The 19,147-nt window shown below is 58.7% G+C and carries 20 protein-coding genes and 1 tRNA gene; 8 read left to right on the forward strand and 13 right to left on the reverse strand.

Annotation, left to right across the window (positions count from 1 at the left end):
- Position 1 precedes the first annotated feature (1 nt).
- The 10 genes from SYNCC9605_RS06555 to SYNCC9605_RS06600 form a co-directional block, all read right to left on the reverse strand.
- On the reverse strand, positions 2-1,372 hold the full coding sequence (locus SYNCC9605_RS06555; RefSeq protein ID WP_011364281.1) for a TldD/PmbA family protein: 1,371 nt from the start codon (positions 1,370-1,372) through the stop codon (positions 2-4).
- Positions 1,372-2,781 (reverse strand): TldD/PmbA family protein, encoded by a 1,410-nt coding sequence (locus tag SYNCC9605_RS06560; protein ID WP_011364282.1) that lies wholly within the window; start codon positions 2,779-2,781, stop codon positions 1,372-1,374. The genes SYNCC9605_RS06555 and SYNCC9605_RS06560 overlap by 1 nt, the downstream gene beginning before the upstream one ends.
- A 32-nt stretch (positions 2,782-2,813) precedes the next feature.
- Positions 2,814-3,884: a magnesium-protoporphyrin IX monomethyl ester (oxidative) cyclase gene (acsF, locus tag SYNCC9605_RS06565; RefSeq protein ID WP_011364283.1), complete on the reverse strand. Its 1,071-nt coding sequence runs from the start codon at positions 3,882-3,884 to the stop codon at positions 2,814-2,816.
- A 66-nt stretch (positions 3,885-3,950) separates the two neighbouring features.
- Positions 3,951-4,388, reverse strand: a complete 438-nt coding sequence (locus tag SYNCC9605_RS06570) for a DUF2996 domain-containing protein (RefSeq protein ID WP_011364284.1) — start codon at positions 4,386-4,388, stop codon at positions 3,951-3,953.
- A gap of 45 nt (positions 4,389-4,433) precedes the next feature.
- Entirely contained in the window at positions 4,434-4,919 is a 486-nt protein-coding gene (locus SYNCC9605_RS06575) for a hypothetical protein (protein ID WP_011364285.1), read from the reverse strand.
- Positions 4,916-5,524: a flavin prenyltransferase UbiX gene (locus SYNCC9605_RS06580; RefSeq protein WP_011364286.1), complete on the reverse strand. Its 609-nt coding sequence runs from the start codon at positions 5,522-5,524 to the stop codon at positions 4,916-4,918. The genes SYNCC9605_RS06575 and SYNCC9605_RS06580 overlap by 4 nt, the downstream gene beginning before the upstream one ends.
- A gap of 3 nt (positions 5,525-5,527) precedes the next feature.
- On the reverse strand, positions 5,528-7,849 hold the full coding sequence (locus tag SYNCC9605_RS06585) for an RNB domain-containing ribonuclease (RefSeq protein WP_011364287.1): 2,322 nt from the start codon (positions 7,847-7,849) through the stop codon (positions 5,528-5,530).
- A 100-nt stretch (positions 7,850-7,949) separates the two neighbouring features.
- On the reverse strand, positions 7,950-8,267 hold the full coding sequence (locus SYNCC9605_RS06590; RefSeq protein ID WP_011364288.1) for a TMEM165/GDT1 family protein: 318 nt from the start codon (positions 8,265-8,267) through the stop codon (positions 7,950-7,952).
- A gap of 2 nt (positions 8,268-8,269) precedes the next feature.
- Positions 8,270-8,602, reverse strand: a complete 333-nt coding sequence (locus SYNCC9605_RS06595) for a TMEM165/GDT1 family protein (RefSeq protein ID WP_011364289.1) — start codon at positions 8,600-8,602, stop codon at positions 8,270-8,272.
- Positions 8,592-8,966 carry a YkgJ family cysteine cluster protein gene (locus tag SYNCC9605_RS06600; protein ID WP_011364290.1) on the reverse strand — a complete coding sequence of 125 codons (375 nt, stop codon included), beginning with the start codon at positions 8,964-8,966 and terminating at the stop codon, positions 8,592-8,594. The genes SYNCC9605_RS06595 and SYNCC9605_RS06600 overlap by 11 nt, the downstream gene beginning before the upstream one ends.
- Positions 8,967-9,074: 108 nt before the next feature.
- Here SYNCC9605_RS06600 and psb30 point away from each other — a divergent pair, with 108 nt between their 5' ends.
- The gene (psb30, locus tag SYNCC9605_RS06605; protein WP_025362280.1) at positions 9,075-9,182 is read left to right on the forward strand and encodes a photosystem II reaction center protein Ycf12/Psb30; all 108 of its coding nucleotides are present in this window, start codon (positions 9,075-9,077) and stop codon (positions 9,180-9,182) included.
- A gap of 10 nt (positions 9,183-9,192) precedes the next feature.
- Here the strand turns inward: psb30 and recJ are convergent, their stop codons facing one another.
- Complete coding sequence (recJ, locus tag SYNCC9605_RS06610) at positions 9,193-11,091, reverse strand: single-stranded-DNA-specific exonuclease RecJ (RefSeq protein WP_041434734.1); 1,899 nt, start codon at positions 11,089-11,091, stop codon at positions 9,193-9,195.
- Between the two features lie 32 nt (positions 11,092-11,123).
- Between recJ and SYNCC9605_RS06615 the strand changes: the two genes are divergently transcribed.
- From SYNCC9605_RS06615 to SYNCC9605_RS06625, 3 genes are read left to right on the forward strand one after another with little or no spacing between them, the layout of a single operon-like run.
- Positions 11,124-11,903 carry an HAD-IA family hydrolase gene (locus tag SYNCC9605_RS06615; protein WP_011364292.1) on the forward strand — a complete coding sequence of 260 codons (780 nt, stop codon included), beginning with the start codon at positions 11,124-11,126 and terminating at the stop codon, positions 11,901-11,903.
- The gene (locus SYNCC9605_RS06620) at positions 11,900-12,211 is read left to right on the forward strand and encodes a DUF565 domain-containing protein (protein WP_011364293.1); all 312 of its coding nucleotides are present in this window, start codon (positions 11,900-11,902) and stop codon (positions 12,209-12,211) included. The genes SYNCC9605_RS06615 and SYNCC9605_RS06620 overlap by 4 nt, the downstream gene beginning before the upstream one ends.
- Positions 12,201-13,178: a phosphoribulokinase gene (locus tag SYNCC9605_RS06625; RefSeq protein WP_011364294.1), complete on the forward strand. Its 978-nt coding sequence runs from the start codon at positions 12,201-12,203 to the stop codon at positions 13,176-13,178. The genes SYNCC9605_RS06620 and SYNCC9605_RS06625 overlap by 11 nt, the downstream gene beginning before the upstream one ends.
- On the opposite strand, the gene rpmF is transcribed toward SYNCC9605_RS06625, so the two are convergent.
- The gene (gene rpmF / locus SYNCC9605_RS13865) at positions 13,142-13,318 is read right to left on the reverse strand and encodes a 50S ribosomal protein L32 (protein ID WP_011364295.1); all 177 of its coding nucleotides are present in this window, start codon (positions 13,316-13,318) and stop codon (positions 13,142-13,144) included. The two genes, SYNCC9605_RS06625 and rpmF, sit on opposite strands and share 37 nt — an antisense overlap.
- Before the next feature lie 87 nt (positions 13,319-13,405).
- On the opposite strand from rpmF, the gene ftsH reads away from it, so the two are divergent.
- The gene (ftsH, locus tag SYNCC9605_RS06630) at positions 13,406-15,202 is read left to right on the forward strand and encodes an ATP-dependent zinc metalloprotease FtsH (protein ID WP_011364296.1); all 1,797 of its coding nucleotides are present in this window, start codon (positions 13,406-13,408) and stop codon (positions 15,200-15,202) included.
- Complete coding sequence (locus SYNCC9605_RS06635; protein ID WP_011364297.1) at positions 15,199-17,943, forward strand: UPF0182 family protein; 2,745 nt, start codon at positions 15,199-15,201, stop codon at positions 17,941-17,943. The genes ftsH and SYNCC9605_RS06635 overlap by 4 nt, the downstream gene beginning before the upstream one ends.
- A 35-nt stretch (positions 17,944-17,978) precedes the next feature.
- Here the strand turns inward: SYNCC9605_RS06635 and SYNCC9605_RS06640 are convergent, their stop codons facing one another.
- A complete protein-coding gene (locus SYNCC9605_RS06640) occupies positions 17,979-18,581 on the reverse strand; it encodes a peroxiredoxin (RefSeq protein ID WP_011364298.1) in 603 nt (200 codons plus the stop codon).
- Positions 18,582-18,702: 121 nt separating this feature from the next.
- On the opposite strand from SYNCC9605_RS06640, the gene SYNCC9605_RS06645 reads away from it, so the two are divergent.
- Together SYNCC9605_RS06645 and SYNCC9605_RS06650 are read left to right on the forward strand one after the other, a co-directional pair.
- Positions 18,703-19,026, forward strand: coding sequence for a hypothetical protein (locus SYNCC9605_RS06645; protein ID WP_011364299.1), 324 nt, complete (start codon positions 18,703-18,705; stop codon positions 19,024-19,026).
- Positions 19,027-19,073: 47 nt separating this feature from the next.
- A tRNA-Met gene (locus SYNCC9605_RS06650) sits at positions 19,074-19,147 on the forward strand.

Here is a 19,147-nt window from a genome sequence, read left to right on the forward strand (position 1 = left end):
GTCAGGCTTCGCCGGTGATGGAGAGACCATCCACCCAAACATGGGGGCAAACCCCACGGTGGGTGACTTCTGAATCAGCTTCCAGATGAGCAATGCCGTTGAGAACAGAGCGGATGTCGCCGGCAACTGTTGCTGCTTCAACCGAAACCCGTTCTCCGTTGTTCACCAACCAACCATCGAAGGGCAAGGAGAAGGAGCCTTGGGTGGCCTTCACTCCGGCATGAAGCGCTGATAGATCCTCAATCAGCACGAAAGGGCCAGACTCGGTGCGGTGGTCGAGGCTGTTGCCACTGCTCACCTGCGGGTTGGAACCAACCACGAACCAGTCGGGACCGACCGAAACCTTGGCTCCAAGCCCAGCATGGCCGGTGGGTTGAACACCGAAGGCTCGGGCCGTGGCTTCCGAGTGAAGGAAATTGCGGAGGGTTCCGTCCTCAATCAATGAGAGGCGCCGGGTTGGTGTTCCCTCGCCATCAAAGGCTGCCGCACTGATGTGTCCCGGGTGGAGGCCGTCATCGTGGAGATTGAAGAAAGGAACCGCCAGATCGGTTCCAATCGAATCCCGCTGGCTCAAGCTCACCCCGTCGAGCACGGAACGCGCATTGAACATGCTGCTGAAAGCACCGAGCAGAGAGAGAAAAGCCTCAGGGGTGAAACAGACCCGATAGGTCCCTGTTTCGATCGGTTGATAGTCCAGATGGCTGACGGTGCGGTCAACCGCTTCGCTGATGCAGCCCTGAACATCAAGTTCACTGCTGCCAAGGCCCAGACGAACTGCACCGCCACTGCGGGGCTTGCGACCTGTTTGTTCCGCCCTTGCGTAGAGATAGAGGCTGGCTTGGGTGCGCTCCATCTGGCGCAGTGCCCCGTCACTATTAAGATAAAGGCTTTGAGACAGGGATTCCGACAGTCCATTGTAGGGGACTGTTTGGATTGCGGTGTGACGACCGAGCAGATCGGCTTCTGCTTCCCGCAGAGTGTCCAGCAGGGGGAGGATTCCCTGACGTGGTTGAAGCGGTCGATCGAGCTCGGGGAGTGGGGCTGTCGACAGTGATGAGAACTGAGGAATCTCCTCTGGATTGCCAAAACGACTGGCCGCATGCGCCCCAACCAGAGCTTGTTCCAAGCCGCCATCGGAGAGGTCGGTGGTGCTGGTGATGCCCACCAAGCCATCGCTATTCCAAACCCGGACGGTGATTGAGCTGCGCTGCGAGGCCTTGAGTTGTTTGGCTTCACCGCGATCCACTTGAACGGAGCAGTCGTCACTGCAAGCGGCACCAAGGTCCCAACGACGAATCCCTTCACTTGAAGCAAGGGTCTGAAGGCGATCCCTGAGATCTTTGGCGTTAAGGCTGTTGTTGCTGCTCATCATCAACGGCCCCCCACCGTGATCGAATCAACCTTGATGTGGGGCTGCCCAACGGTGACGAACACACTTCCACTCACAGATCCACAGAACCCGGCAGCCAGTTCCAGATCGTTGGCGCACATCGAAATGCGAGGCATCACCTCCTTGGCATCACCGATCAACGTGGCGCCTTTCACGGGTTTGGTGAGTTTGCCGTTTTCAATCAGATACCCCTCTTCAACGGAAAAATTGAACTGACCCGTCGGGCCCACACTTCCCCCACCCATGGCCTTGCAATACAGGCCTTGGTCGACGGATTCAATCAACTGCTCTGGTGTATGTGATCCCGCGTCGATGAAGGTGTTGCGCATCCGGCTCGCAGCGGCGAAGGCATGGCTCTGACGCCGGCCGCTTCCGGTGCGTTTGTGGCCTGTGCGCAGTTCACCGGCCCGATCACTGATGAAGCGTTGGAGCACACCGTCCTTGATCAGAACGGTGCGCTCCGGTTCCATTCCCTCGTCATCCATCGAAAGGGAGCCGAAAGAGCCACCACTCAGGCCTTCATCGATGGCGGTGATAGCAGGGTGAGCGATCAGTTCACCAACGCGGTCAGCAAAGGGAGTGGTGCCCCGTTCGATCTGGGTTGTTTCGAGCAGATGCCCACAGGCCTCGTGGAAAATCACGCCACCAAAGCGATTGGCGAGAACAGCCGACATCTGTCCGGCATCCACGTAGTCGGCCCGCAACATCGTTCCAGCGCTGTTGCACACTTCAGCTGCACTGGCCTCGGAATCCCAGGCCCGAAGATCGTCCGGACGATCGGAACTTCCATAGCGGCGGCCAATGCTGGACCGGTGATCCCCGTCGGCGGCGAGAACGGAGAGACCGGTTGATTGATGCAGGCGGATGTCGCGGGCAAACGTGCCATCGGATGCAGCCACCAGCACTTCCTGCCAGTCGCGGGCGTAACTGCCACGCCTCACCTGAAGGTGCTGACCAAGACGATTGAGATGGGCTGTGCCCTGGAGCAGACACTGGCTTGCCTGATCGAGAGATGGACAGCGATCCAGCCAATCGGCTTTCATCACACCGTGGTCGGTTAACGGCTTTAACCCCTCAAAAGCTGCAGGAGAACTGAGCTGTTGCGCTTCGAGGCCGAGCATGGCCAGGGCCTGGTCAAGGGCACGCTTGAGGCCAGCTTCGCTCAGATCGTTGGTGCTGACGAAGCCATCTCGGCCATTACGGAACACCCTCAAGCCAGCGCCACGGGCGAAGGACGGATTGACACTGGTGATCCGATCCTGTTCAACAAGCAAACCGATGTGGTCAGTGCGCTCAAGAAACACCTCCACCAGGTCGGCACCTGCGGAGCTACCACGGTGCAGCAAGGACTCCAAGAGTCCTTGCCACTGATTCGAAAAGGCGTTGGTCAAGAAATCTCCTCGATTGGGCTGGGGGAGTCCCCTCAGCGCACAGCTGGCTGGAAACGATCGCTGTCGATCGCGGGCATTAGGAACAGCTTGGCCATCTCGGCACCGTTACCGATCCAGAAGGGCAGCTTTCGCAGCAACTTCACAGGAGCGATGGCATCGCTGGCATCAGCCTTGTCCAGAGCAGCATTGTTGGCAACAAGGCGTTCGAGACGCGTCCAGAACTTGTCGTTGTTGACATCAAGAACAACAGGGAAAACGCGCGCAGACGTTTCGTTGGTTTTCTCGATCACCATCTTGTCGTAGGTGCGAGCATCCAATCCGAGAGCCTCGTAGAACTCCTTGCGGGCCACGTCGCGCACATACATGGTGGCGAACACTGCCAGCAGAAAAAAGCGGCACCAGAGTTTGGCGATCGGGCCACGAACCGTGTCCGGTTGAGCCTTCATCAGGGCATCGAAGAAATCGCCATGACGGTTTTCGTCCTGACACCAGTTCTCGAAGAAGTTGAAGATCGGGAAGATCTTGCTGTCGGGATTCTTTTCGAGGTGGCGATAAATAGCGATGTAACGCCAGTAGCCGATCTTTTCAGACAGGTAGGTGGCGTAGAAGATGAATTTCGGCTTGAAGAAGGTGTAGTCCTTGTTGGCCGTCAGGAAGCCGAGATCCAGCTGCATGCCGAAATCACTCATCGACTTGTTGAGGAAGCCGGCGTGGCGAGCTTCATCACGAGCCATGTGAGCAAAGCACTCGGCCAGGAGAGGATTCTTCGCCTTGATCCGGCGGCTCAGTTCCTTATAGAGCAGGAACCCTGAAAATTCCGAAGTGCAGCTCTGCTCAAGGAATTCGATGAACACCTTGCGGGTTTCAGGATCCAGTTTGTCGGCAGCACCCTCGAACTCTTCGTTACGAACGAAGTGGTGGCGGTTGTAATCCTTCCTGAACTCCTCACAGATGGCTTCCAGTTCAGCCTCATTGGGCTGAAGATCCATCGCCGCCATCGCTTCGAAATCGGTGGTGTAGAAGCGAGGGGTCAGGATTGTGTCCTTGACTGGATCCTTGATGGCTACAGCGCTGCCTTCGGCCACGGCGGTGGGAGGGACCATCAGTTGCGGTTCACTATCCTGCCAATGTAGGCCTGTCAGCCCGACCCCCGAGGCCAACGCGGGCGGTTAGTTACCTCCCAGCCACTTTTGGCCGTTGAGCCGTTGCAACAGGCGGGAAACGAGAAGAGGCAAAGACATCCGCTTCTCATCGATCAGAAAGCTCTCCAGCAGCGTCGGCTCACTGCCTGCATCAGCCAGGGCAATCACCTTGGAGCTGTTGATGTCGGCCTTGGAGAAACAGACCCAGAAGCGGCGGCCTCCAGGAAGTTCACCGACCACCATCGGACATTCACCGCCGACGACGGGACGCTGCCCCTCGATGCGCTCGAGCCGGTCAGCTGTGATGTCGTGTTCGGCGAGCTGTTTGGCAACAGCCGGCAGAAACAGCGTGTCGATGAATTCAGGGAAGGGCTTGTCCTCCGGCTTGGGCGGCTTGGCTTTCGGCGCCGGTTTGGCGGGGGCCTCTTGACCTGAAGACTGTTTCTCGACTGGGGTTTCGCTCACCGATCCAGCATCGCTGGGGCAACTGTAAGCAGCTTGGTGCGTTGCTTACCAGTTCGCCTCCGGATCATCTCCCCAATCACTGATCTCCTGTGAGGGGGAGGCCACAGCTGAAGCGCCGGATGAAGTGGCCGAATGCCGAGGGGCTGATGACGGACGTTGAATCACGCGGTATGCCACAGACACGGTTGGAGCCGGTTCCCTCACATCTCGTTCGGGGCCTGGGTTGGCACTGGATCTAGGTGCAGGTTCGTTGGCAGCGTTATCCCTCTCATCAAATTCCGGTTGAACGTGAGAACGGCTTTGGCGACGCAGGGGACGTTCAGCAGGCGAGACCAAAACCGCTGCGACAGCGGCTCCGGCCGCACCACCCACGCCAGCAAGCGCTGTCCATGCCCCAAGGGGGAGCGGAGGTGTTGTCCACACCAGCAGACGAATTCTGGTTTTCTCGCCAACGTTGCTGGCCGACAGCACCAGCAGCACCAGCAGTGGTGCCAGGCAGGGAATCAGCAACAGCCGCTGAAACATGCTCATTCCAGGGGGCCGTTCCAACGGTTCAGGGGTGCGAGGTCGTCCTCCAAGCCATCGAACAGGCGCACTACCAGAAAGTCCACCATCTCCTCCAATGAATCGGGCCGGGTGTACCAGGCCGGGATGGGTGCGGCAATGGTGGCGCCAGCTTCTGCAAGGCCGGTGAGGTTGCGGAGGTGAATCAGGTTGAAGGGCATCTCCCGGGGCGCAATCACCAGGGGACGACGCTCCTTGAGGTGCACATCCGCGCAACGTTCGATCAGATCAGCGGCAATGCCGGCATGGATCCGACCGACGGTTCCCATGCTGCAGGGAACGATGACCATCGCGCGAGTTCGGTAACTGCCACTGGCGATGCAGGCGGCTTGATCATTCCAGCGATGGCAGGTGAGTTCGCCGCTCTCGACCCCAAGCCTCTCCTTCCAGAAATCGCGTTGCTTCAGAGGATCCACGGGGATCGATAGCCCCTGTTCCGCACGAAACACCTCATGGGCGCCATGGCTGAGCACGAGATGAACAGCGCGCCCGCGCTGCAAGAGCAGCTGGAGGGCACGCTCGGCAAGGGGTTGGGCGGATGCACCAGTGACCGCAAGAACGTAGGGATGCATCACTCAGCGCTCGCTGAGGGCGACAGGCAGCGGCTCCGACGATTCAGGCTCGCTGGAGGCATCGGATGCCTGGCTGATGACCTCAAGGTCGATCTGATTGCGCAGAACATCCACATTGATCACGCGCACCTGAACTGCATCGCCGAGTTGATAGGTCTGACGGTTCTTGCGACCGACCAGGCGATTCTGACGTGATCTGTATTCGTACCAGTCATCGTTGAGGGAGCTCACATGAACCAGCCCCTCAACGCGACTCTCACCGACTTCCACGAAAAAGCCATAGCTCTGCACACCGCTGATGCGCCCCTCCACCTGTTCGCCGATCAGGGGCTGGGCTGAACGGGCCTGGATCATCGACAGCAGATCCTTCTCCAGTTCCAACACCTGGCGCCGACGGGTGTTGAGCCGTTGCACCGTGCGCTCATTCACCAATCCGTTCAGCTTCTCGTCCTGTGATGCCGTAAACAGGGGCCATGTGAGATCAGCACCGGCACCCTTAAGCCCAAGCTTCAGACGCGTTTTGTGACGCACGGTTGGACGATCCTTGGCATCGGTGAGCAGTGCAACGATCACCTGTTGGTTCACCAGGTGGGCGTAGTGCTGAGTTGCACAGGTCCAGGGGGTCAGTGATGTGTTGGGGCGGATTGGAGCAGCATCCTCCCCATCGGAATCTGCTGCCGCTGAACTGGCTTCTATGGATGCCACAAGGCTGAGCGGTGGCAGGGCATGACTGAGCTGCTGTTCAAGCACGCGGCGTTGACTGCTGTGCTTGAAAACCTGAATCAGTTCCGAAGCTGATGGGCAACCGTCGTCATCCAGTTCCAGTGGAAGGTCTAAGGCAATGGCTGTCTTCGCCACATCGGTCAGCACGCTGCCATCGGGTTCATCCGCCTCGATGGTGATTCCAGGCAATTGGAGATCGAGTCGTTGTGCGGTCCATGCACGGTCGGCAGCCCTCAACAGAGGCTGAAGGAACGCATGGGGGTCCACCGGGTTGAACGCATCAACCCAGCGATGCCGCAAACCGGATGGATCTGCGCTGCGCAAGTCACCAAGGGCTTCCAGCTGTGGAGGGCAGAGATCGAGTTGCACAACTCCGCTGCTGCGCTCGTGCTCCAACAGCAAAGTGCTGCAGAACCGCAGGGTCTCCAGCTGACCGAGCTGGTCTTTGATCGGTTTGAGAGCCGCAGGGATGCTGCGTGCCTTGGGTTTGCGTTCCGCAAGGGCGATCAACTGGTCGGCGCTTACGTCGGCGACGGGGCGCACCGAACTCAGCATGAACTCCCAATCGGTCGCCTCACCGTTGGCTGCAAGATCGATCCGAACGCTGATGGCGTCAGCCTCGGAACCGGCGGAGAAGCTGGTGACCTTATTGAGGGATGGAGTCAACAGGGGTTGCCAGACCTCACCGAGGCAAAGCGCTTCGCCGCGATCACGCAGGCATGCCTCAAGGCTATTGCCTATCCCGATCCGCTCGCCCACGCTGGGTACATGGACCCAGAGGCGACATCCGCCGTCCTTGGGCTCAACGTGCACGGCAGGCAACCCCGGCGCGTCCTCCTGACTCCATCCTTTGAGAAGTAGCGAAGGCTGGTCGGTGAGATCAACCCGACCCTTGGCCGCAGGTGTTTTGCCAGAGCTTCGGGGTGCTGCAGGTCGGTCCTGAAGCCCAGCCTTGGTCAGGAGCAGGTCTCGATCTGCCGCCGGTCCGCCATTGAGCGGGAGAGATCGAACAACATGGCCGGCCGCAGCATGCTGAGCCACGGGATAGCGGTCGATCCGTACCTCAACAACGCTGGAGACCTCATCGCCGGGCAGGTGCTTCGCATCCTCTGCTGGCAATTCAATGCCAGCAAGCACCCGGTCATCCAAAGGTGAGGCCAGCAGCTGTTCACTCTGCTGCTCCACCTGCGCCAGGAGCGATTGCGTGGCCCGTTCCAGGATGCATTGAACGCCACCTTCTGGAGAACGGCGGCGGCCGCCCTCCCGCGTCACCAGCACCAGCACTCGATCACCGTTCCAGGCGTGGTTCAGCTGATGGTCACGGATGTAAATGTCCTCACCGCCGTCATCGCGAATGGCAAAGCAGAAGCCTTTGCTGCTGCAGCGCAGGCGAGCATCAATCAGATCACTCTCTTGGGGCCGAGTGAGTCCACCCTCACTCGTCTGCTCGATCACACCGATTTTCATCAGTGATGAAACCGCAAGTTCAAGCGCTGCTTTGTCCGTCTTGTTGCTGAGCTTGAGGATCTTGGCCAGTTGGTCTGACTCAGAGGGATGCTCTGTCGAGAGCTGATCCAGCAGATCGGCAACCGTAAATTTCATCGTGGCGTACGCAGAAACCGACCATCAGGGCCGGGAGAGACGGAAGGGGTGGCCGACGCTGTTCAGCAGGCCGTGCGGAGTCAGCCCTTCAGGGCCCACCTTAGGACTCAGGAGTTTGATCCTCCTCTCTGGTTGGTTCCGCATCACGGAAGAGAGGAACCAGCAGGCGGCCACCGATCACGAGGAAACCCAAAGAGGCCAACAGCTGCAGCAGGTCGCTGGGAATGACTGTGGCAACGGAACCACCGGCAAAGGCCCCCAGCAAACTGGCAAGAACCAACGCGGATGATGAACCGAGAAACACGGCCAGGGGGCGATTGGACGTCCCACTGATCGCCACTGTGGCGAGTTGGGTCTTATCACCGAGTTCAGCCAGAAACACGGTGAGGAAGGTGGAAATCAGGAGCGGAAAATCCATCGTCAGCTCGAGGCATTGAGCCAAAGGGAACGGGTGGCTTGGAGACCCAGCCAGATGCCAAGCGCCACCATCAGCACTCCGGCCATCAGTTCAAGACGCTCAGGTGGAAGGGTTTTGGCCAACCATTGACCAACGAGAACGCCCACAAGGCTGGAAGCAATCAACGCCAGTGCGGCACCGATGAACACCAGAACAGGTGAGCCGGATTGGGCGGAGAGCAACAGCGTCGCCAACTGTGTTTTGTCGCCAAGTTCAGCCACAAAAACCGTGGTGAACGTGCTGAAAAGCACGGCAGCAAAGCTGCGCGACTCAGGGCTGGTTTGCTCACTTGTCAACAGAACCTCCCGCGTTCTGAGCGCGATTGAACCTACGCATCACCCCACTGCGACCGCCGTAGGTGCTGCGAATCTGCTGATGGCAACAAGCGATGGCGAAGGCGTCGAACTGATCGTCGGGAACGTCAAAAAGACGGCCCAACCCACTGACATGACAGAAATCAGGACGCTCCTCATAGATCGTGCAGCGCTGACTACCCGTGTCGTAATGAATGCACCATCCGTCGGGTCCAACCATGGCCAGATAGGTCCGTTGTTGCTCTTCGCTCAAGGCCTCAAGGGCATCAGCCCGTTCCTCCGGAGCCAGTCGGCAACAGGCTCCGCAGTGTTTGATGCAGGTCCATTGCGGCGTTTCACGACTCATGACTGAGGCTGTGACAAGCCATCACAGAGATCAGAGCCAATCCGTCGCTCTCGGGACTGAGCCCCGTAGCCTGGGAGGCGTAACGATTTCGGACAGCGCTGCAACGCCATGGGCTTTGACATTCACCTGATCGCCAACTTTGCCGCCCTGGCGATGATCACCATTGCTGGTCCTGCTGTCATCTTCATCCTCTTCTACCGTCGCGGCGCGCTCTGATCGCCCCGTTTCAGGGACGAAGCCCTAAGCCCAGACAGGCTTCTTCGAGCAACTGAATCACCCGCTGATCCCTTGCCAGGTCGTTGTCACTGGTGAGGGATTCTTCTTGTTTGATGCTCGCCTGCAGGGTCTCACCATCGCCATTGGTGAGCGTCAAACCTGAGCTTTGCGTCCACCGGGCTGTGTACTGGCGTGTGCCGCGGTCGATCAAGACCAACTCGGAGTGGGCGCGGATGGCTTTGAGCTCCAGTTGGAGACGCTGTTCTCCCTGCCAGCGGTTGATCGAAATGCTGTAGGCCACGTCACAGCATTCGGGAACAGCTGCCGATGAATCCCATCGCCAGGCGATGGCGCGACGCTCACTCTCCCCTTGGCGCAGCGTCAGCGCCAGATGCCCTCCCTTGAGGTCTCGCCGATCCCCAACGCTCACCCCCCTCGACCAGAACAGAGGTTTGGGATGACCGATCCCGAAGGGTGCCAGGGATTGCAGGTGGCGCCACAGATCCCAGTTCACATCCTTCAACTGCAGCAGAGCGTCGGGTTGCACGGGACGCCCCTGGGCCTGGGTCATCAGCCAGCTATCGGCCTCGGAACAGAGACGCTCATGCAGTGCATGCACAAGCTCCGCTTTCACTGTGAACCCACCTGCAGCGGGATGGCCGCCAAAACGGGTCAGCAGATCACTGCAGCTGGAAAGAGCGCGATCCACAGCGAAGCCGATCGGTCCCCGCACCGAAGCCCGCAGGCTTCCATCCCCCTCACCGGCCAGAAGAGCGGTGGGACGGTGGTAACGCTCCATCAGCCGAGCAGCAACAATGCCGATCACCCCGTGGTGCCAGTGACTTTGTGCCAGGAGCAGAAAGGACGGAAGTGCTTCATCGCTCTCCGCTTCCACCAGAGCCACGGCCTCCGCTTCGATCGCATCGCAGAGATCCCTTCGCTGACGGTTGCAATCATCACAACGTCGTGCGAGGGCCATCGCTGAATCAGGATCCTCAGCTGTGAGCAGATCCACCACAAGCCTCGGTTCGCCGAGGCGACCGACGGCATTGATGCGCGGTGCAAGCTGAAACCCGATGTCCTCTGCCGTCAGCGGCCGTTCACCCAATCCGGCCAGGTGCTGAAGTGCTTGAACGCCCTTGCACTCGGAGCGGTGCAGCTGGTTGAGCCCCTCAAGCAACCAACTGCGGTTGGCCCCCACCAGTGGTGCCATATCGGCCACCGTGCCGATGCAGAACAGATCACGTGCAACACGGATGGCTTCTGGTTTGTTCAGCGCCTCGGCAACGGCATGGGCCACCACGTAGGCGAGCCCCACACCGGCCAGACCGCGGTAGGGCGAGCCCTCCGGCGTGGTGGCCGGGTGAATCAGTGCAGTCATCGGCGGCCGCTCCATCGGGATGGTGTGGTGATCGGTCACGATCACCTGCATGGTCAAACTTGCGGCCAGTTCAAGCGCTTCCCTCGCAGCCACTCCGTTATCAACGGTGACCAGGAGCCGCACTCCATCGTCATAGAGCCGCTGCACCATGGCGGGATTGAGGCCATATCCCTCTTCCATCCGCGACGGAATGGCGGGTTCCGGCTCTGCACCCAGCGGGGCCAATGCCCGCAACAGCAGCGCTGTGCTCGTCATCCCATCGGCGTCGTAATCACCACAGATGGCGACACGTTCACGGGAGCGGCAGGCCGCTACCAGACGATCACAGGCTTGCTCAAGATCGGGGAAATGATCGCGGGTGGGTGGCAGATCACCAGGGGAGAGAAAGCTCGCGGCTTCGGATGTGGAGCTGAATCCGCGGCGCCGCAGCACACAGCGCAGCGCCAGCGGCAAATCAAGCCCGCGCAGTGGCGATGGTTCCACCACGGCCGGAAGGGACCAGGACCAGTGGAGCGGAACAGCCGGCAAGGGAACGCAACAAGCAGTGATGTCCCAGCATTGTGCCGTTGCTGCTCCTCAACGTGAACAGGCTTTCAGCGGTCTTTTGGGATGTGGATGGCACCTTGGCCGACACGGAAATGGACGGTCATCGACCGGCCTTCAACATGGCTTTCGAGGAGCTGGATCTCCCCTTCGTTTGGGATGAAGCGCTGTACAACCGGCTGCTGGCGATTCCCGGTGGACTCCGCAGGGTGAAGCTTCACGCTGAAGCCTGTGGTGTGGCCCTTAGTCAGCACCAGCTGGCCCAGGTGCGAGATCGAAAACGCTTCCATTATTTAGAACGGGTTCGCCAAGGGCATGTGCAGCTCCGCCCTGGTGTGAAAAGGCTTTTGCAGGAGTTGAGTCGGTCAGGCGTGCAGCAGTGGATCGTCACCTCCAGCGGATCAGCGTCGGTGATGGTTCTGCTGGAACAGTTCCAGCAGCAGATCCCCTGCTTCGATGGGGTAGTGACGTCGGATGACGTTGCTGCGGGCAAGCCAGCACCGGACGGCTATCTGCTCGCCCTCAAACGCAGTGGGGCCAACAGTGTTGCCAGCCTTGCCGTCGAGGATTCTGCGGCGGGTCTTTCGGCAGCCAGAGCCGCAGGTTTGCGTTGTCTGCTGACCCCATCCCCCTGGGATGCCGAAGCCCTGCGCGATTCCGTTGGCGAGGCCACTGCAGTGTTGGATCACCTGGGGGACCCGGGAGAGCCAGCAACGGTGCTTTCCGGCGCCTCTTGCCAGGAGGAGGCAGTGACGCTGAAGTATCTGGAGACTCTGTTGTCGGTACCGGATCGATGAGCTCAATCCAGCGCACACGACTGGCTTGGCTACAGAAGAGTTGGGGGGCCGGAATTCGACGGTCCTGGTCTGGACCCTGGTGGCGCCGCAGTGCTTCGTTGTTGCTGCTTCTGATTGGGTTTTTCATCGGAAGCAACCTCCCCATCTACATTCTGAACGCCGTCGAATTAAGAACTCACTTAGCGCTCTATGCCCTGATCGCCTGTGAATTGATGGTGCTGGGGCGTCGTCGTCTCCCCTGGCTCGACAACATCCGGATCGGTTTTGTCTATGCCGTTGTTTTGGAGGCATTCAAAGTTGGATCCTGAGGCTCAACGCCTGATTTCAATCAGCGACCAGCGCCGGTTGCTTGAACATCTCGAGTTGGGTGATGTGGAGCGTTGGTTGGCTCAGCAGCACCAGTCCGGGCGTCACCGGATCGCCCTCGGGCATTGGCATCCCCAGGCGGCCCCGGATTGGCTGTGGTCTGTGGGTCTACCCCTTCTGAGCCTGGCTGAAAAATGGCGCGGAAAACGCCGTCTGATCGGATTCAGCGCCCTGCCTGGATGCGGGAAAACCACCCTGGGGCAATGGATTGAAGCCGCAGCAAAAGAACTTGACCTCTCCGTGCAGGTGGTTTCGCTGGATGATTTTTATTTCGAAGCAGAACGTCTTGAAGAAGCCATGCGCGGCAACCCCTGGGGTGTGCCCCGTGCGCTTCCCGGCAGCCATGATCTGGGGCTTCTGCAGGAGTGTCTCAAGACATGGAGACAGGGTGAGAACGTCCTGATGCCCTGCTTCGACAAAGCCAAACGACAGGGACGTGGAGATCGGAGCGGTTGGCGCCGTTGCGCTGCCGACCTGCTGATTTTTGAGGGTTGGTTTGTGGGCTGCAGACCAAATGCCGACGTAACGGCGGATGAGCCCCATCTCGAGAGCCCTCTAACGCCGCAGGAGTTGGAGTGGCGCCTGAAGCTGCAACCTGTGCTCGCCAACTACGAACCCACCTGGAGCTGTTTCGATCAACTCTGGCAAATGCGAGCGACCGACTTCAACGCGCCTTGGCGATGGAAGCGGCAACAGGAAGCCACCCTTGAGGCGGAGCGGGGTGTGTCGCTATCGAATGCCGACTTGGATCGTTTCATCCGCATGATTCTCTGCTCGCTGCCATCGAGCAGTTTTCACACCATGCGAGCAGATGTTGTCGTGGAGGTGGATCCGGATCGAACCCTGCGGCGAATCCACCTCCCGAGTTCCACTCAGGATTCGGCGTCTTCGGACTCACTCACCGGATAAACAAAACCCTGGGCGCGGCCACTCAGAACAGACTTGCCGATGGACATGGCGCGCTGGGCGGCAACGGCTGCCTTGGCCTTCCAGGTGGCGCTCCGCTGGTTGCGCTTGGCCTTGGATGTTTTCTTCTTCGGGACGGCCATTGCGCCTGGTGAATTTCCAAACCGAGATTGTCTCGTTTGGAACCCCCTTGCGTCAAATCGCTAGGCTCCCTGCAGCGCAGCGTTGACGTGGCACCAGGTTCGAACTCCAGTGTTTCCGCGGCCCCTCAGAAGGCTCAACCTTCCTCGATTCAGGGTTTTTGGACGAAGCAGGACAAGGTGAGTTACTCCACCCTGCTGAAGGACATCGATGCGAAAGAGATCAAACAGTTGGATCTTGTGCCCGGTCAACGGGAGGTAAGAGTCCAATACAACGATGGCAGGCGGGTCACCGTTCCCGTTTTCGCCAACGACAACCAAATCCTTCGGGCTGCTGAGAGTTCCGGCACGCCGCTGACGGTCGTTGACATACGCCGCGAACAGGCAGGACGAGAACTGGCGGGAACCCTGATGTTGGTGCTGCTGGTGGTGGTCGGCTTGTCGTTTCTGTTGAAGCGTTCGGCTCAAATGGCGAACAGAGCTCTAGGGTTTGGGCGCAGTCAACCTCGCTTGAAACCCCAGCAAGATCTTCAGCTCCGTTTTGAGGACGTTGCCGGCATTAACGATGCGAGGCTTGAACTTGAGGAGGTGGTCACGTTTCTCAAGCAGCCCGAGGCCTTCATCCGCCTGGGCGCCAAGATCCCTCGGGGCGTGCTGCTTGTGGGCCCCCCTGGTACCGGGAAAACTCTCCTTGCCAAGGCGATTGCAGGAGAGGCGGGTGTGCCGTTCTTCTCCATCGCTGCCTCTGAGTTTGTTGAGCTGTTCGTGGGTGTTGGTGCGAGCAGGGTTCGCGATCTGTTCCGCCAAGCCAAGGAAAAGTCCCCCTGCATCGTTTTCATTGACGAGATCGATGCGGTCGGTCGTCAACGCGGGGCTGGCATCGGCGGCGGCAATGATGAACGAGAGCAGACCCTCAACCAACTCCTGACGGAGATGGACGGTTTTGAGGAGAACTCCGGTGTGATCCTCCTGGCGGCTACAAATCGCGCCGACGTGCTCGACGCCGCACTGTTGCGTCCAGGACGCTTCGATCGGCGCATTGATGTGGGCCTTCCCGATCGCCGAGGTCGCGAGGCCATTCTCGCCGTGCATGCGAGAACTCGACCCCTTGATGACGCGGTTTCGCTGTCGGATTGGGCGAGCCGCACCCCGGGGTTTTCAGGGGCTGACCTCGCCAATCTCCTCAACGAAGCGGCCATCCTCACGGCCCGCCAGAACATGCTCCGGATCGGTGAATTTCAACTGGAGGGAGCCCTGGAGCGGATCACCATGGGCCTGAGCAATCGCCCCTTGCAGGACAGCGCCAAGAAACGGCTCATCGCCTATCACGAAGTTGGCCATGCTCTGGTGGCAAGTTTGCTGCCGGCTGCCAACGCAGTGGACAAAGTCACGATTCTTCCCCGTGGGGGTGCCGGTGGTTACACCCGCTTCATGCCCGACGAGGAGGTGCTGGATTCCGGGTTGATCACGCGGTCGTCCTGCCTGGCTGACCTGGTTGTCGCCCTTGGTGGACGGGCCGCTGAGCAGGTGGTGTTTGGATCGCTTGAAATCACCCAGGGCGCCAGTGGCGATCTCCAGATGGTGGCGCAACTCGCACGGGAGATGGTGACGCGTTTTGGCTTTTCCAACCTCGGCCCCATGGCACTGGAGGGTCCCGGCACGGAGGTGTTTCTGGGGCGCGATTGGTTCAATCAGCGGCCGGGCTATGCCGAATCCACAGGTCAGGCCATTGATTCTCAAATACGCCAGCTCGCCAAAAACGCTCTTGCAGAAGCCATTGCCCTTCTGGAGCCCCGCCGCGAGTTGATGGATCAATTGGTGGACGTTTTGATCGCTGAGGAAACGATCGACGGTGATCGGTTCCGAGACATCGCTGGCCTTCCATGAGACGCCTCCTCCTTCTGCTGCCGCTGGTTGTTGTTGCAGCCCGGATGCAGATCGAGTGGCTCTGGTTCAATCAGTTCAATTTGGCCAATGTTCTTTTAGAGCGCTGGCTTCTTCAGGTTTTGTTGGCGGGGGTGGCAATGCTGCCGTTGCTTGCAGCCCGGGCCTGGTCCAGACAATTCAGACAACAGAGGCTGACGTCCTCCCAGGGGATCAGCCTTCGTGGATGGCCATACGGAATCGCTCTGCTGATCTGCGCTGTTGTGGTGCTGATCAGTGCACTGCTGACGCTGGATCTTTTGGCGTTGGCCATCAGTGATCCATTTCAGCTGGGGGATTGGCAGTCAAACGTATGGCCTCACAGCCGGATCGGCTCAGTTGTGAAGCTCGTCCAAGTCGGAGGGATTGGCCTGGCGATGACCTGGCTGCGTTTGAGGCCTTGGTTGGGCCGGATTGTTGCTGCGTCGTGGGTTGTTGTCGTCAGCCGCACCTGGGGCATTTGGTCGCTGGCTCTCTGGATTCCTAATGAATCCACGAAAGACCCCTTGCTCGGAGCGGATTTGAGCTTCGGCTTGGGGCGTTTTGCCGGATTGCATCTGGCCCTGGACCTGCTGCTCTTGGGCGCCACGTTCACCCTCGTCTTTGAGCTCTGGAGAGTTCTGGCGAGTTCACAAGCCATCTCTGACTGGGCCAGTCCGGCCTTTTCACCGCGACAGATGCGGTTGATCCGGTTGCTTTCGGCACTTCTGCTGTTCGGAGCAGCGGGACTGGTGTGGTTATCGAGGCATCAGCTCCTGTGGACTCAACATGGTCTGGTGGCAGGAGCGGGATGGCTGCAGGCCCACATGACCCTTCCGTTGCGTGGTTTCGCCACACTGCTGCTGTTGCTGATGGGGTTGGCGCTTCTGTTGCCCTGTCAGCGACGGCTGCGTCAATTCCTTGCATTGGCCTTGGCGACGCTCGTCATGCTGGAGACGTTGGCAACACCGCTGACGCGCTGGCTCGTGGTGCGGCCCAGGGAATTTGCTTTACAGGAGCGCTATCTGAAAAATGCCATTGAGGCCACGCAATGGGGCTTCCAGTTGGACCAAATCAAGAGTCAAGTCGATGACCCCTCAAGGTTCAGCCCGACTGATCGTGAGGAAGGCGCCAGCACGCTCGAAAATGTCCGCATCTGGGACAGCGGTCCTCTGCTGGAAGCAAACCGTCAGCTGCAACAGCTGAGGGTCTACTACCGCTTTTCCAATGCAGCCGTTGACCGCTATCCGTTGAATCAAGACAGCGATTCATCCCAGCAGGTGATTGTCTCGGCCCGCGAATTGGATCAATCCGCATTGCCGCGTCGTTCCAAAACCTGGCAAAACCGCCATTTCATCTTCACCCACGGCTACGGCTTCACCGTCAGTCCGGTGAATGAACGCCGGGACGATGGTCTCCCCTCCTATTTCATCAAAGGGCTTGGCACGGAAACAAAAATCGCTGGAAATCCAGCGCTAGGTATTGAACGATCGGAGGTTGAGAAAGAAATTCCCGTCGGTGACGCGGCACTCTATTACGGGATGCTTCCTTCTCCGTATGCCGTTGCTCCGACAGATATAGCGGAATTCGATTACCCAGAAGGCGACATCAATGTGATGACGCATTATCAGGGATCGGGAGGCGTACCGATTGGAACATGGCTTCAACGTTGTTCAGCAGCTGTTTATCTTCGTGAACCTAGATTGCTGTTTACAAACGCGATCAATGCAGACTCCAAACTGCTGATCCGGCGTGATGTGCGCAGTCGCGTCAAAGCGATCGCACCCTTCATTGATTTTCGCGGAGAGCCTTACTTGATCTCAATTCCGGATGCTCAGCAGGGTTCCAGTAATAGGATTAACCAGAATTCAAATCAACGCCAGCAACATCAGTATTGGGTCGTTGAGGGTTATACCCACAGCTCGACTCTGGCCTATAGCGCAGCAGTCTCGCCAGACGATTCTGATCGATATTTAAGAAACTCGGTGAAAGCCATCGTTGACGCCTACAACGGCAGCATTCGTTTTTTCGTATCAGAGCCTGAGGATCCGATTGTAAATGCCTGGATTCGCGGCTTCCCAGATTTATTCGAACCAATGCAGGCGATGCCACTTCTTGTTCGTGATCACCGCAGAGTTCCTGAGGATTTCTTCAATGTTCAGGTGAATCAGCTCAAGCGGTATCACGTAGACGATCCTCAAATCTTCTACAACGGTGATGATGTTTGGCAGGTTCCCAGTGAAATCTATGGTGGGCAAAAAATTAACGTTGAGCCATATCACATCACAGCCCAAGTCCAAGGAAATAACAACTCCGAATTTCTTCTGCTCCAACCGCTGACCCCCCTAGCTCGTCCGAATCTCACAGCCTGGTTGGTGGCTCGAAACGACGGTGACCACTACGGTGAATTGGAACTGATCGATTTTCCTAAAGACAAAATCATCCTCGGCCCGGAGCAAGTTCAGGCGCTGATTCATCAGGATCCAGACGTGAGCGAGCAGTTCGGCCTTTGGGATCAGGACGACCTCGAGCTCGTGCAAGGCAATCTTCTTGTGCTTCCCGTTGGTTCAGGACTGTTGTATGTGGAACCGGTATATCTGCGCACCAGGAAGGTTGGGCTGCCCTCACTGGCCAGGATTGTTGTGAGTGACGGTCGGTTGGTGGCCATGGACCAAGACCTCAACCTCGCTTTGGATCAACTCATGAAAAAAGCCCCACCCGTTTGACGGGCAGGGCAAATCTGAATGGTTTGATCGAACGATCAGCCGATGGCGGAGAAGTATTCCTTGGAACCCTTGGGATCAGGCTTCATGGTCTTTTCACCAGGAGTCCAGTTGGCCGGGCAAACCTCATCGGGGTTGGACTGCACGTACTGGAAGGCCTGCAGAACCCGCAGGGTCTCATCCACGTTGCGGCCAACAGGCAGGTTGTTAATGGTGGCATGCATGATCACACCATCGGGGTCGATGATGAACAGACCACGCAGGGCAACACCCTCAGCGTCATCGAGAACGTTGTAGGCCGTGGAGATTTCCTTCTTCAGGTCGGCAACGAGGGGATAGTTGATATCGCCCAGGCCACCCTGATTCCGAGGGGTCTGGATCCAAGCCAGGTGGCTGAACTGGCTGTCCACGGAAACGCCGAGAACCTCGGTGTTCTTGCTGGAGAAATCGGCGTAGCGGTCGCTGAAAGCCGTGATTTCAGTCGGGCAAACGAAGGTGAAATCCAGTGGATAGAAGAACAGCACCACGTACTTGCCCCGATACTGGGACAGGGTGACTTCCTTGAACTCCTGGTCCACCACTGCGGTGGCTGTGAAATCAGGGGCCAGCTGGCCCACACGCAAGCAACCGGTGTCGGTCATGTTCGGGAGGTGAATGAGTGAGCTGAAGGCCGCAACCGACTTAACACGTAGTCGATCCGACTTCCAGTATCAGGATTGAACCTATCACGACCATAGCCATCCGTCGCCATAAACTCAGTGGATGACTGACCAACTCACGAGCTGGGATCCTGCGCTCCTGCGCAAGTTCAGTTCCACCGGACATTTCCGTCTGCTGAACCAACTGAAGGGAGATCTGCGCAAGAAACCCCTGGACAGAGACCAGCGCACTGGCCAGCTGAGGAGTCTGGGTGGGAATCGCGGCGCAACCCGGCGTTCGATGCCAACGAGAAACGTTGAGCCGGCACCAGCACCCTCACCCGCCGCACCCGCACCGACAGTGGTTGTTGAGACCGTGGCTCAGCCCACCAAGGAAGAACAGCCGAAATCCTTCCGAGACCGCCTCAATGCCATCGACATGCGCTGAGGCTGAACCCTTGAGATGTATGATGGGGACTTGCCTGAAGGGCCTGCGTCAGAGTAGCTCAGCTGGTTAGAGCACAGGATTCATAACCCTGAGGTCGGGAGTTCAAGTCTCCCCTCTGACA

It is taken from the genome of Synechococcus sp. CC9605 (genome assembly GCF_000012625.1).
Lineage (GTDB): Bacteria > Cyanobacteriota > Cyanobacteriia > PCC-6307 > Cyanobiaceae > Parasynechococcus.